Genomic DNA, 14,334 nt, shown 5'->3' on the forward strand with positions numbered 1-14,334 from the left:
CAAGAACTCAATGTCCCGCTGAACTACTTTTTGTGTGAGGACGACCTAAGTGCTGAACTGGCGTGCTTGATTTCCCGTTTGGACGATACTTCCAAAAAAGCACTAATCATCGAGCTGGAGAAGTTGGAAGACTTAGACTTAGAAAAAGTCGTAGAGCAGCGTGAAAACTCACCTGAGATTGCTATAGATATTAAAAATTTATAGTTGATGTATCTTGTTTTAAGGTGTTGTAACTGCGGAGGAGGTAAATCTCAATGACTTAATTAGTCGTCCCTGAAAATCTCTCAACCTATTGAATCTAATGTGTTTTTATAAGATAGTTAATACCTAAATCTTACGATAAATACGCCTTTAGACCTAAAAAGTTGTAGAATGGGTGAGTTTTATGAAGCCTCGTCAGACAAAGACCATGCCGCAAAAAGATTTGTTCCAACCTCAGCTCGTAGACATCATTAATCCCAATCATCCTTTAGTTCGACTGGCTAAGATCATTGATTGGAACCTGTTGGATAACGAATTGGGGGCACACTTCTCAACGGTTGGTGTAGCCGCGCTACCAACGCGTCTTATAACGGGGTTACTGTATTTGCAGCACTTGCATAACTTGTCTGACGAAATGGTATTAGAGCAATGGCTTGAATCGCCTTATTACCAATACTTTTGCGGCGAAACCTTTTTCCAACACAACTTCCCGTGTCATCTAACCAGTCTTGTAAAATGGCGAAAACGGTTAGGAGAAGAAGGCTGCGAATGGCTGCTTACCCAGACGATACAAGCAGGTCTAAAGCTAAAAGTCATCAAACCAGCGAGCCTAAAACGAGTCGTAGTAGACACCACGGTACAAGAAAAAAACATCACCTTCCCAACCGATGCCAAGCTCTATAACAAGGCTCGACAGCAGCTTATTAAGGTCGCCAAAGAACAAAACATCACGTTAAGACAAACCTATGACTACGCCTGTCATGAGTTAATGCCTAAAATTGGACGTTATGGTCACGCCAAACAATACAATCGGATGGAAAAAGCGATTAAGCAAGTGAAAGGTTTTTTAGGGCGAGTCCTGCGAGATATTGATAGACAAGTAAAACAACAAGGGTTAATGCTCACCCAAAAACAGGAAGACACACTCAACCAAGCTTATCGATTACTAAAACAAAGTCGCCAGAGCAAAAATAAGCTGTACAGCCTACATGAACCCAATGTGGACTGTATATCCAAAGGCAAAGCGCATAAACGCTACGAATTTGGTGTGAAAGCCAGTATCGCCGTGACCGCGAAAGAATCCTTTATCGTGGGAGCAAGAAGCTATCCAGGCAATCCTTATGATGGGCATACGTTAAAAGATCAACTTCAACAAGTTGAAACCCTGACAGGAAAAAAACCAGAAACCTGTTTTGTTGACCGAGGGTATAAAGGGTCTGGCGTGGAAGACATTAACGTCTTGATTGCAGGTCAAAAACGCGGAGTCCCTAAGAAAGAGAAGCACTGGATGGGAAGACGAAACAGTGTAGAACCCATCATAGGGCATCTCAAATCGGATGGAAAACTCAGACGATGCTTCTTAAAAGGAGTACAGGGCGATGCGATCAACGTGATCTTAAGTGCCTGTGGTCAGAACCTACGTAAGCTACTGAAGTGGCTTTGTTGTACCCCATATTTTGGAGCATTTTTAAGACGATTATGGCTGAAAATAGTTTTCCCACTAGAAAAACCTAAAAATAGCATGGCGCTTCTTGCCTGAAACGCCATTATTCAGGGACGACTAATTAACCTTGAATTCCATGATTGTTAAAATTATTCCTAGTTTAAAATAGTTCAGGTTATATATGTCTTCGTATGATTTAAATTTATCAATTGGTGGGGAAGTAGATGATTTCAAATTCCTTCACTATGTCACGAACTTTTTTAATGTTCAATTTAATGCGTTTAGTAAGGGTATTATCTATATAGCTTTTTAAATCATCAGACTCACAGTGTGTTTTGTTTTTTTCTCTCCAAATATTAAAGCTATCATTTAAAAAATCAAATTTTTCATAAAGAGATTTTTCAACAAAATCCCTAAAACTATCAAATTCGACTTCATATTCGCGATAATTTATTTTTTTATAAAGGTGTTCATTTTTTATACAGTATAAGCCAATAAGTAGTGATGAGTAACCATCATATCTAGAGGCCAGATTTTTTCTTGATGGAGGTACAGATGTGTATTTGTTGTGTATAGATGTAGCTGAAGTGACGTTCTTAATGTAATTGTCAATATTGTTTTTTTGCAAGTTATCACAGTAATCGAGAACCCTCTGTCGATATGGCTCTTCTAGCTCTAATATTTTGCTCAATTTGTAGTTGCTGACCAGCTGAACTTCACCTTTATGCTCTTCAAGTACGATGTCAATATATTGATATTTCTTATTTGATATTACTAATTCAGGCTTCTTCTGGATAATTTGGCATATATTTTTTTTGTTTTCTTCTAGGCTCTTCATTAAAATAGTGTGAAAAATCAAAATGTCGTCAAGCTTGTTATCATACCATAACTTGTCAATGCGAAAGTGCTCGTTAAGTTTTTGTGACCACAAGCATGGCGGCAAAGGTTGCTCATCTATTTTCTCTATCAGGTATTTAACAGTATTTATTGCTAATGGATACCTATTTGTAAGCGCTTCTCGTGCTTGCCCACTAAGTTCTTCATAACGTTTTCTTTCGATAACTTGTATAAGAAAATCCTGTTCGTCTAGGAAACGCTCCGTTTGATTATATCCCACCAATGAACCTACCGTAGGTTCTAAGTTTGCTAAATTTGTCTCATCTTCTACCTCAAGGATATTATCTAAATAAATATGCATTGCTTCCATAAGCTCATGATCTATAGATAAAAATTGAAATCCATCAAATGATGATTCATCAGTCTCGAGTACTCGACATTCTACAAGATAGCATAATATATCATGCTGAATTACAGCATCTAATTCATTAAACCATTGATCGACAAGTGGGCCTGAGTATCGTTTTGAAGTCATGTTTAGTCAGAAGTAAAGTAAAAGTAGGGTCATAAATCATCCCCCTAGTCGACCCTTGGTGCAAGCTGCTTTTAAATATAATCTAACTAAGTGCCTTAAGGAGTTAGCTAATGAGCTGCTGCTTCCTGCTAGGTATCCCATCCAATTATCACAATAGATTATGAGGTAAATATGAAAAAGAAAACGATGACACAACAAGGTGCATTTAGAAAAGACAGAAATGCGTTGAGCCGAGCCAAAAAAGAAAACATAACTACCGCTGATATAATTAATAAAATGGCAGAAACTCATTCTAAACCAAATTCAGCTCAAGCATTTGCAGAAGCAGCTGGTGCTATTATACATGTTGAAGCTAATATGAATAAAGAAACGCCTGTAAACGATGCGTTTGAAGCAATTTTAGAAGAGCGTAGAGCCCTCAGAGAAGCTTGTATCTTATAAAACGATATTTCAGGTCTATTGCAGATAAAGTTGCGATAGACCTGACATTACACCACCGTCTTATTGTTCCTAGCTTAGCCTAGGTCTGATCCATTACATTAATAGGTTAAGAGAAAATAGTTAACTAGAACATTAATGATTTTTCTAAGTCTTCAAATTTAAAACTGTCGTCTCCAATGTAAGTTATATGCGAATATCTATTTAAGCTAAAGTTTTAACATGATTTTAAGTTAACAGAATACTTGCAAAAAACGAGAGTATTTTCTATTTTTCACTCCACCCCATGGCATCGTTCGCTGTTGAGGGTAAGATAAAAAAAGAAACCGTTTAGCCCGAGTGAACGCTACATATAAATTATTTTTTTCTTGTATAAGTTCAATACCCTTGTTTCTTACAGCACGGTAATCAGGGAATGTTTCATCATCTAACCCAATAACAAATACAATATCAAACTCCTGCCCCTTCATTGTATGTACAGTACTAAGGGTTATACCTGTATGCTCTGTCAATGAATGAGTTTGTCCTAATGCCATTGCGTTTTTAAATTGGTGCAAAGATTTATTGTCTGTTTTCTTAGCATAATTCAACCAATGCTTTATCAGTTCATTGATATCATTGAAAACCATGTTTTTTTCATTTTCATCTGCAATAGCTAGTGAGTCTCGAAAGTCAACTAGTAGCCTCTTTAAGTTACTACCGTCATCGCTAACCGAAAGTATTAATCCCAGTATATCCCTAAGCTCAGTGGGTGTTACTTCCTTTGATATCTGTTCCAAAGAGCAATCTGCCTCAGCTTTAGATCCACATCGCTCAATCAACCTCATTTTATGCAGTCGGTCTTGTGGATTTAATTTAACCCTTAGAGCTAAATCAAAAGTCTTCATTATCTCAGATTCAAACCTCAATGATCCAGGCGTCATTTTAAAATAATAAGGTATTCCTTGCTTTTCTAACTCCACTTCAATTTGGTTAAAAACATATTTATTCCTAGCTAAGATTGCAATTTTTTCATAACAAATCTGACCTTCAATATCACTATGATACTTAGAATCAATTAATTTATTTATTTTTTCTATTACAGCTTCTGATTCATTAAACTCGTTCGGGTATGCATTGATCTCAAATATACCTTGCTTAACAACTCCCGAAGTATCTTTGGTCTCTGGTATTAATTTATTTGCCGCAGATAAAACAAAATAAGACGAACGATAGTTTTCAGAAAGATTTGTAATTTTTGCGGAATAGTCCTTAACGAATCTATCCGTCATATAAGTGGGAGATGATCCATTAAAATGATAGATAGACTGGTTTGAATCTCCAACCATCATGACAGAATCATATTTGTTACCAGTTAATGCTAGTAAAACCTGGTATTGAGAATTATTTAAATCTTGAGCTTCATCAATACAGATAGCATAAAAACTTCTTCTATATAGACTCGCAATTTTAGGGAAACGGAAAAATAAGCTATGCACTTTTAGTAAGAGGTCATCAAAATCAATAGCATTTTGATTGTGCAAAATATCTTGATAGTTTTGGTATAACAAAACTATATTTTCATCATCTGTATGCAAACCAAGTTTTTGTCCATCATCAATCAATTCTCTTTTTACTTGGGATACATACTCTAAGACTCTATACCTAAATGCTTTCTGTTCCTTGTTTGATTGAGATCTATAATTTGACTCATAAGATGGAGTCATCGAAATAGCTTCCTCTACCAATTCAAGCCTATCAGTTTCATCTTCAAAAATATGGGGCATGGTTGATAAGCCTATTAGAGAACCATGATTCTCTAATACTGATTGGCAAAATCCGTGAAATGTCCCAATAAAAGTTCTCGATTCAATATTATCAATGTCAGATAGTCGATCTTTTATTTCTGAGCCTGCTTTATTCGTAAAGGTCAAAGCAAGCACTTTTTTGTTGGTCTGCTTAAGGAGGTGTCGAATTCTCTCTGTCAACACTCTTGTTTTTCCACTTCCAGCGCTTGCTTTGACTAAGATAGCCGTATTCGGACTGAAGACTATTTCCCTTTGCTTTGCAGATAGCTCTACTTCATTTAACATTCGTTACTCCTCAACTGCTGATAAGATAGCACTAATTTTATCAAACAATAGCGTAACTTTACTTGGCAGCACATCCTCATCCATAGTGATGTGTTCGGCTACAATTGGGCCAAATTTAGTTTTATGTGCAGTCAGGTTCTCGTAAAGAGTATCATCATTAAACCTTTCAACTTCTAATGCTCTTCTTGGGGCTGCGGCGTTGCGATGTTGTTCATTAGTATATTCATCAAATGAAAGTATCGCCTTTCTGATACTTGCTTGAAATCCATCTACAATTAACTGCCGTTCAAAATCATTTCCATTATCTAAGAATATTATAGATTCTGAAAGTAATGCTGTAGGTTTGGCTATTATGAGCTGGCTATTAACTTTATCAATTATATGCTGTCCATCTGCATCACTTAGAATCAACGTGGGAATTTTAAGTGACTCAGTAAATCGTAAAAATGGCAAATAACATGTATACCCCCCAACACCTATAAAATCGACCCCCATCTCTACAGGAGTTTTACCAAAATATTTCTCGAAAAATATTGGTAATGCTTGCTCTTCCGTTTCTCCCTCAAAAAGGACGATCAATTTTGAGAAGAACATCTCACCTCTAGTATTAATAACCTGCCTTTTGATTTTTCGTTCATCCTCAGCAGATAATTGGGTTACATCTATTGCTCCGATGTTAATATTTCCTGATTTATAGAAACTTCTGATTTGTTTCAGTTTAGCGGCGGCTGCGATATAAGGAGAATGTGTAGATATGATTTTTTGACCTTCTATTTCATTTATCTGTGAGTATAGTTTTTTCTGGGCATTAGGATGCAAGTGCGCTTCAGGTTCTTCAATACATAGAATAGGGAAAAAAACCGAATTATCTGCAACTGAGTTTCGGTTTAGTAAAGAAATGAATGCCTTCAAAACTAGCAATGAAGACCAACTTCTCGTCCCCATTCCATGATACTCCATAGAAAAGCTATCTTCGTTATCAGTATAATAAATTGATAGTCCTTTACTTAAGTCTCTAATTTTTTTCGTAAAAGGTGTTAAGTCAATCCCCGCTCCATTACTACCCAAAGCAGAATCTAGATTCTGTAATGAACTTTTGATATTGGAAAGAATTGGGCTGCTTTCTACCGTCCTTTCATTCAGAGATTGAATCTGTCTTTCAATTGCTAATATATCGTTGGCTGAATATTCAATTTTTGACAGCATCCGTCCTAGGTATGAGTTTTTCACTTTAATGTCTTCAATTATGTCTCTTTGAGCATCCATATAGAAAAATGGCACCCCATCGAACTTAAAGCTTGATTTGTTGGTTACAGGAATATCAAACCAGTTTATAGTTCCATTATTAAATGCTGGCCATTCAGAAAGGATAAATTGCTCTGTTTTATAGGAATTATTGATAGGGTCAAAAGTTACGACAGTTCGCATAGGAACATAGCTATTGGCTTCTGCATCAACACGTAACCGATCAGTTGTCAGTAAAACTTCCCAATCTTCTGAAAATTCTTCTCCGTCAGAGGGAATAATTAGTAGGTCTATTGTTACTTTCTGGGAGGTTTGATTGCGAAAAATGAAGAAGTCATCTTGAGATATAAACTGACGGTTGCCCAAAGCAACCTGAATCGCTTTTAGAAATGAAGTTTTACCTGCATTGTTCATCCCTGTTAGAATAGTTGTTTTTTCCAATTCAACTTCTATATTCTTTAAGCCACGAAAGCCCGAAATACGTACGCTTTTAATTAAAATCCCCATATATCCCTCTATAAAGTGAACCTGTTCAGAATTACATTTAAGTTTAAATCATCTAACTAATGTAAATAAATTGAAAAATATCTAAGTTATCATATCTTTTTGATATCTATGGGGAAAATAGTTTTAAAAAGCCTTGGTTGAGCGTCTTTGGCGTTTATGTCTTCGACGTAAACCGTTCTTGATAGCAATTATTATGATAAATCAGCAGCATATATGGATGACCTTAAGATTTTTTAGATGAATACTTAACTTCAGCCCTACAATAGCCCTTATAAAAATCTTTGTAAGTCATTTTTTCTGTAACTCTGATAATACCGCTTTGATTTCCTTGAGTTCCTGTTGTAGCTCACTAAGTGAAGGTTGCTTGTCTGCTCTTGCTGCTTGGTGTTCTTCTTCCATCACGTTGACGACTATGCCTATTACCATATTTAAGAACGCAAATGCGGTAAAGAAAATGAATGACATGTAGTAAATCCAGCTCATGGGATAGACTTCCATGGTCTCATATTGAATATCTGTCCAGTCCTCAAAGGTCATCACCCTAAATAATGTCAACATTGAGATAGCTATGTCTTCCCAAAGAAATGGATTGATTTCACTGAATAGAAAGCTACCAATCGCCGCATAGATGTAAAAGATGATAAACATCAGAAGAACCACATACCCTAATTGTGGCAATGCTTTTATCAATGAGTTGATCAAAATCCTTAGTTCCGGAACAACAGAGACCATCCTAAGAACACGGAATACTCGCACTAGACGAGCAAGGAGAGCCATTTCTGAGTTGTCTATTGGTATAAGGCTAACAACCACTACCAATGTATCGAAGACGTTCCAGCCTTTTCTAAAAAAGGTTTTTTTATCTTCATCAGCCACAAATCGAATCGTTAACTCAAAAAGAAAGAAAATTGTTATGAAGGCATCTAGGACTGTCGTGATTGAAATTGCAGAGTAGGGTAAATCAAAGGTTTTTGCACCTATTTCAAGGGCAGAGATAATGATGACTGCAACAACCAGCAGTTCGAAAATCTTATTGTTTTTGAGGTTGTTTAGTTTGGTTTTTACAGCGTCGTACATAGTTTCTTCAGTCAATCTTTTAAGGTGATGGCAATTATAGTGACGTTCGTTAAGATTTACCTCAAATTGTTTGAGGTGTTGTCGATCTTTATAAGCGATAAATTTTGGTTAACAGATTGCAATCTCTTAGGCTAAGTTTTGCTATGCATAGAGCCATGTTAACTATATTTTTGTTAACATGGCTCTCGTATAAGCTTTAAGTCTTTATTGATGCGGCCTTTACTCATTCACTCACTCCCTTGTTAACAATATTTCTCCGATAAGAGACATGTAATGTATGAAACCATGGACGTCTATCCGTTCAGTTGGATCTTCTACATCATCTTTATTTTCTTAACCGCGTTTGTGTTTTTAAACATGATGGTGGGTGTCGTGCTGGACGTGATGACACGGGAAACGGCGCAAGAAGAACATGAGAATCAAGAGAGTAATCATCAGGCTTTGGTGACGCAAATCTCTGATTTACAGGCTCAAGTAGCACGCCTTGCGGATAAAATAGACGCGCAACAAGATCGGAAGGGCTAACTCGCTTCTTATTTAAATTAAATGGTACGCTGGCTGGTTTTTTTCAGCCAGCGTCCACCGAATGTATTTAGTATCAAACCAAGCAACACAACTAAAATCCCTATCCATTGCATCGAACTAACCGTTTCAGACAGGAATATTTCAGCTGAGGTTAGGCCGACAACAGGTACACCTAAGGTTAACGGAGCGACTGTTGCCGCTGGATAGCGGGACAATAAATGGCTCCATAAACCGTAGCCAACGAATGTTGCAAAGATTGACAAATAAGCCAGCGATGCAACTGATTTGAAGCTCAAATTAATGATGTTACTCCACATAACGTCGCCGCCATCGATGAAATACGCACAAAGAAAAAAAGGCACAGGCGGAACCCAGCTAGACCAAACAATCAGGTTTAGGTTGGCATCGTAACCTTTTCGGCTGATGATCTTGGTGAAAATGTTTCCCATCGCCCAGCTTGATCCTGCCGCTAAGGTTAAACCAAAACCAAGCGCCGTCATGGTCGTATCTTCATTGTCCAATCCGATGACTGCCAAGCCTCCAATCGCAATGCCGATAGCGAGTACTTGATAAGGACGTACCGTTTCTTTCAGCAACAAAACCGCGAATAACAGAGTGAAAATAGCTTGAGATTGCAGTACTAAAGACGCAAGTCCCGCAGGCATACCAAAAGACATGGCACTGAATAAAAACGCAAATTGCCCGAAGTTCAATGACAAAGCATAGCCAATACACCAAAGCAGCGGTGTATTAGGGCGAGAAAAAAAGAAACAGCCAATCATGCCGATAACGAGGAAACGTAAGCCACCTAACATCATCGGTGTTAGCTCGTCCAACCCCCAACGCATGACGATAAAGTTAAAGCCCCACGCAAAAATAATAATCAGCGCTAAAAACATATCCTTTCGAATCATCTTGAGTCCTTAACCGTACAATAGTGAGGCGAAAATAAGCCAACCACTTTACGTGTTTTCGATAAGTTTGCACATGGACAGATGAAGAAAGAATGAAGGACACAGACGAGAATGGTTTCTTTAATTGCAAAAGGCACCGTATTCATTTTCCATTTTATGTATTGATAGAAGAGATAGCCCATTCTTTCGCGCCGGAATATGGGCTAAATTGACAAAGTTTCGAGTAATAAACTGAATATCACACACATTCAATCTGCCTTATAACAATAAAGACGTCACAAGAGCATCAGTATCATGCGTATTTTAGTAGTGGAAGATGACCGTATTTTAGGCGAAGCCATTAGCCAAAGAATCAGTCGAATGGGGCATGGTCTTGACCTTGCTCAGACCGGTTTACAGGCAAATCAGATGTTGGCCTTGCAAGAATACGATCTCATGCTATTAGACCTAAATTTACCGGATATGACGGGGAACCAAATTTTACAAACCCTGCGAAAAAAACACTCTAATACGCCTGTGATTGTGCTAACTGCGCGTGATGGAATTAAAGACCGCATTGAGTTATTGGATTTAGGTGCAGATGACTATATGACTAAGCCGGTGGACTTTGGTGAGCTTGAGGCTCGTTGTCGTGCCTTACTGCGTCGTAGCCAAGGACAAGCGCAAAACACCATAGAATATGGCAATGTCAGTTTAGATCTTCAAGCATGTTCGGTAACCGTTGACGGTAATCTGATTGACCTAAAACAACGAGAGTTTCGTTTATTAGAGGTGTTTATCAGTCACACTGGGCGGGTTTTAAGCAAAGAGGCATTGATCGAACATATTTATAACTTTAATGAAAATCCAAATCCAAGTGTGATTGAAATCTACGTAGCGCGCTTGCGAAAATCTCTGCAAGACAGTGATATCAATATTAGAACCATTCGTGGCCTTGGTTACTTATTGGAAAAACATCATGGCTAAGGCGACTACATCGATTCGTCGGCAATTGATTTTGATGGTGGCGACGGTGCTGATCGTCATTAACGTTGTGGCTCTTTGGAGTGCTCATATCTATGCGAATAGGGCGGCAAAAGAGTCTTATGATCGGCTTTTATATGGTTCTGCTTTGCAAATGGCCGAGAATATTAGTCTCTTGGATTCGCAGTTCTTTATCGATTTACCCGTTTCTGCTTTTGAAACCTTGGCGTTATCTACCTCAGACCGCGCGTTTTATTCCATTATGAATGGACAGTATCAGGTGCTGACAGGGTACAAAGATCTTCCCAATATTCCGTTCACCCAGTTGCTTCAGCAATCCATCGAAAAAGAGAAATTTATTCCTATTTATTATGAAGCCATGTATCACGGTGAAACGGTGCGTTTTGTTGCGTTGGGAAAGCGCTTATTAGAGGCGGATAGCGTTAACGATGTTTTTATTATTGTTGGGCAAACATTAGACGCACGACGGGCAGCCGCGACTGAAATCAGCCAAATGGCATTGCAGTTTGTTACCTTGTTTTTCTTTATTACCTTACTCCTATTGCTCTTTGTTATTTGGCGGGTATTACAGCCTTTACAAGCCATCAAGCAAGCCATAACCGAACGTTCTCCCCAAGAGTTATCGCCTCTGGAAGCCAATGTACCTAGTGAAATAGCGCCTTTATTAAAGAGCATTAATTTCTTCATGACTCAGTTGGATAATACATTAAGCCGTTTAAAACGCTTTACGGCAGAAGCCGCCCATCAGATACGAACCCCCTTGGCTGGTCTGAATTCACAGGCGCAAAACGCTCTAGATGAAACTGATGAAGTGTTACGTCAAAAGCAGCTACAACATATTTTAGAAAGCAGTAATGTATTGACTAACACGGTCAACCAACTTCTTAGTCGTGCTACGTTAACACATCGTTATCAGAGTCATCCTTTTAGTCCTGTATCCTTGGATCATGTGATCAAAGAGACGTGTCGCGAGCTGGTGGTTTGGGCACTAGAGCAACAGGTTGAAATTGAATATTTGGGAGACATCCAAGTTACTGTTAACGGTGATGAATTCGCACTCAAACAAATGCTGCAAAATATCATCGAAAATGCAATTAAATACAGTCCGAAGGGCAGCGTTGTTGAAGTTGAGCTAATGGTGATGGATGAGCTATCTGAGACTTCAGTAGTGTTACAAATTCGAGATCAAGGTATTGGCGTTCCTGACCAGGATAAAGAACATATTTTTGAGTATTTTTATCGTAGTCCAGATAACTTTGCCTCTGGTTCTGGGATTGGTTTATCCATTGCCAAAGAAGTCGCAGAGCATCATGACGCCAGATTCCATTTAAAAGACAACCAGCCAACCGGATTGATTGTGGAAGTTATTTTTCCCCAACGAAAAGGGCTGTCGTATGAAAGTTAGTTATGTGCTGGGACTTTGCTTAATCTTGGTTAGTCACATTGTTTTTGCTGATGCGGCGCAACAAACGACATATATTACTTTTCCAAGTTTGAATAAACAGCCAAAGTATCAAGAAAATGTACTGGCTATTTATGGCGCTATCAATCATCAGGCGATCTCGCCTTTGTTTAAGGCATATCAAGAAAAATACCCGAATGTAGCAATTCATTACACCGAATCGAATACTCGTCATTTATACGAGCAATTTATCTCGCAGCCTAATGTTAGGCCGGATGTGATGCTTAGCCCTGCGATGGATCTTCAATTTAAATTGGCGAACGATGGTTACGCATTGGCTTATGATTCGCCAGAGCTTAGCAATGTCCCCAAGGATTCACATTGGCGAAATGAGCTGTTTGGTTTTACCTACGAACCTATCGTGACGGCGCTAAATAGCGACATTTTGGTTGGAGAGGCTTTGCCGCTTAGTCGCGAGCAGTTATTGAATTTGATTCGTAGTAAGAATCACCTTTTAGACGATAAAATCGGCTTATTTGATATTCAACAGTCAGGTTTGGGTTATTTGGCGTGGGCCTATGATGGACAACAATCTCGCAGTTATGGGCGACTGTTAGAAGCTTTTGGTACGCATCAAGCTCGGCTTTATACGGATACTTCCTCTATGCTAAATGCGCTTTTAAAAGGCCAGATATTCATCGCTTATAATCTTGTTGGTGCTTATTCATATCAGTGGTCACAAAAGTATGAATGGATTAAAACCATCATGCCGACAGATTATACGACGATCATCATGCGCACGGCGTTTATTCCTCGTGATGCTCAACAGCCGACATTAGCGAAGCGTTTTATCGATCTTTTATTGTCCTCAGAAGGACAGCATATACTTGCTAATCACTCTGGTATTACGCCAATTAGTACCAAGGTGAAAGGTCCATATAGTCGTGATGAGTTGAGTAAGTTACCGCATGGGATTTTTCGCCCAATTCCTCTAGGCCTTGAATTACTTATTCAGACAGATGATGCCAAAAAACGGCTCATTTATCATGAGTGGGATAATGCTATGTTTACTTCTCCTAACGATTCTTCGTCATTACCGTAGAGTTTATTTTTATGGGTTATTAAAGACCCATGAAAGGTTCATGAAAGGTTTCCTCGCTAAAGTGTTTTAGGCAATAACAAAACAAAAATAAGTTGGAGAATACTATGTTTAAAAAACTGCTTATAGCGAGCGCTTTGTGTGCGACCTTAGTAAATAGCCCTTTACAAGCTGCTGAGCGCGTATCCATTGGTACCGGCGGAACCGGTGGTTTGTTTTATGTGATTGGCGCGGGTATTTCTGAAACTCTTAATAAATATATGGAAAACACCACGGCGCGAGCTGAAGTAACCGGCGCGTCTGTTGAGAACAACCACCGCGTAGCCGCTGGTCAAATGACACTTGGACTTTCCTCTTCCTCTACACTATTTGAAGCTAAGAATGGCGAAGGCCCATTTAAAGTGAGCGGACCTTTGGATGTTGCCAGTATTGCCTATTTATATCCAGCCGTATTGCAAGTTGCAACGATTTCCGGAAATGGTGTCGACTCTTTTGAGCAGTTAAAAGGTAAGCGCGTTAGCATGGGGCCTCCGGGCAGCAATGCTGCAGTGTTGGCAACTCGTTTGTTGCAAGAGTACGGTGTCTTTGACGACATCACACCACGTTTTCTTTCATACAATGAAGGTGTAAAAGCACTGGTGAACGGTCAAGTTGACGCTACAGTGGTTTTGGCTGGTGCACCGACTTCCTCTTTGATTGACCTAGACTCGCAAACAGACATGAAGCTTTTGTCTGCCAGTATTGAGAAACTAGATAGTTTGATTCAGAAATATCCTTTCTACCAAGCTTTCTCTTTGCCAACAGGCACTTATCCTGATCAGAGTAAACAAGTCTTGATGATTAATGATCCAGCGATTTTGTTTACGAGCGGTAAAGAAGATCAGAGCAAAATTTATAACATCACCAAAACTATTTTTTCTCATCTAGATGAACTAGGTCAAATTCACCCGCAGGCAAAAGCAATTTCGTTAGAAACGGCGAAACGTACTCCTATTGCTTTGCACCCAGGTGCGAAAAAATATTATGACGAAGTAAACGGAAAATAGGAGCGTCA

12 protein-coding genes and 1 pseudogene are annotated in these 14,334 nt (G+C 38.7%); 8 read left to right on the forward strand and 5 right to left on the reverse strand.

Translation table 11 applies throughout. From position 1 onward, the window contains the following. Window positions 1–204: pseudogene (locus KPL72_RS19305) on the forward strand (hypothetical protein); the annotation flags it as partial. A 181-nt stretch (window positions 205–385) separates the two neighbouring features. Continuing rightward, the gene (locus KPL72_RS19310; RefSeq protein ID WP_219704104.1) at window positions 386–1,741 is read left to right on the forward strand and encodes an IS5 family transposase; all 1,356 of its coding nucleotides are present in this window, start codon (window positions 386–388) and stop codon (window positions 1,739–1,741) included. Window positions 1,742–1,850: 109 nt separating this feature from the next. Here the strand turns inward: KPL72_RS19310 and KPL72_RS19315 are convergent, their stop codons facing one another. Beyond that, a complete protein-coding gene (locus KPL72_RS19315) occupies window positions 1,851–3,017 on the reverse strand; it encodes a hypothetical protein (protein ID WP_219704105.1) in 1,167 nt (388 codons plus the stop codon). Between the two features lie 171 nt (window positions 3,018–3,188). On the opposite strand from KPL72_RS19315, the gene KPL72_RS19320 reads away from it, so the two are divergent. Continuing rightward, window positions 3,189–3,458, forward strand: coding sequence for a hypothetical protein (locus KPL72_RS19320; RefSeq protein WP_219704106.1), 270 nt, complete (start codon window positions 3,189–3,191; stop codon window positions 3,456–3,458). A gap of 230 nt (window positions 3,459–3,688) precedes the next feature. Here KPL72_RS19320 and KPL72_RS19325 read toward each other — a convergent pair whose 3' ends face one another. The 3 genes from KPL72_RS19325 to KPL72_RS19335 form a co-directional block, all read right to left on the reverse strand. Beyond that, window positions 3,689–5,527 (reverse strand): ATP-dependent helicase, encoded by a 1,839-nt coding sequence (locus KPL72_RS19325; RefSeq protein WP_219704107.1) that lies wholly within the window; start codon window positions 5,525–5,527, stop codon window positions 3,689–3,691. 3 nt (window positions 5,528–5,530) lie between these two features. Next, the gene (locus KPL72_RS19330; RefSeq protein ID WP_219704108.1) at window positions 5,531–7,279 is read right to left on the reverse strand and encodes an ATP-dependent nuclease; all 1,749 of its coding nucleotides are present in this window, start codon (window positions 7,277–7,279) and stop codon (window positions 5,531–5,533) included. Between the two features lie 288 nt (window positions 7,280–7,567). After that, complete coding sequence (locus KPL72_RS19335) at window positions 7,568–8,356, reverse strand: ion transporter (protein ID WP_219704109.1); 789 nt, start codon at window positions 8,354–8,356, stop codon at window positions 7,568–7,570. Between the two features lie 273 nt (window positions 8,357–8,629). Between KPL72_RS19335 and KPL72_RS19340 the strand changes: the two genes are divergently transcribed. After that, window positions 8,630–8,881 (forward strand): ion transporter, encoded by a 252-nt coding sequence (locus KPL72_RS19340; RefSeq protein WP_346729535.1) that lies wholly within the window; start codon window positions 8,630–8,632, stop codon window positions 8,879–8,881. 17 nt (window positions 8,882–8,898) lie between these two features. Here the strand turns inward: KPL72_RS19340 and KPL72_RS19345 are convergent, their stop codons facing one another. Next, window positions 8,899–9,795, reverse strand: coding sequence for an EamA family transporter (locus KPL72_RS19345; RefSeq protein ID WP_219704110.1), 897 nt, complete (start codon window positions 9,793–9,795; stop codon window positions 8,899–8,901). A 294-nt stretch (window positions 9,796–10,089) separates the two neighbouring features. On the opposite strand from KPL72_RS19345, the gene KPL72_RS19350 reads away from it, so the two are divergent. The 4 genes from KPL72_RS19350 to KPL72_RS19365 all read left to right on the forward strand — a co-directional run bounded on the left by KPL72_RS19350 (window position 10,090) and on the right by KPL72_RS19365 (window position 14,326). Continuing rightward, a complete protein-coding gene (locus KPL72_RS19350) occupies window positions 10,090–10,761 on the forward strand; it encodes a response regulator transcription factor (protein WP_219704111.1) in 672 nt (223 codons plus the stop codon). Further along, window positions 10,754–12,184, forward strand: a complete 1,431-nt coding sequence (locus KPL72_RS19355) for a sensor histidine kinase (protein ID WP_219704112.1) — start codon at window positions 10,754–10,756, stop codon at window positions 12,182–12,184. The genes KPL72_RS19350 and KPL72_RS19355 overlap by 8 nt, the downstream gene beginning before the upstream one ends. Continuing rightward, entirely contained in the window at window positions 12,174–13,283 is a 1,110-nt protein-coding gene (locus KPL72_RS19360; RefSeq protein WP_219704113.1) for an ABC transporter substrate-binding protein, read from the forward strand. The genes KPL72_RS19355 and KPL72_RS19360 overlap by 11 nt, the downstream gene beginning before the upstream one ends. Before the next feature lie 104 nt (window positions 13,284–13,387). Continuing rightward, a complete protein-coding gene (locus tag KPL72_RS19365; protein WP_219704114.1) occupies window positions 13,388–14,326 on the forward strand; it encodes a TAXI family TRAP transporter solute-binding subunit in 939 nt (312 codons plus the stop codon). Window positions 14,327–14,334: the final 8 nt, after the last annotated feature.

Origin of the sequence: Marinomonas lutimaris (genome assembly GCF_019426345.1) — a bacterium.
Taxonomy (GTDB): Bacteria; Pseudomonadota; Gammaproteobacteria; order Pseudomonadales; family Marinomonadaceae; genus Marinomonas; species Marinomonas lutimaris.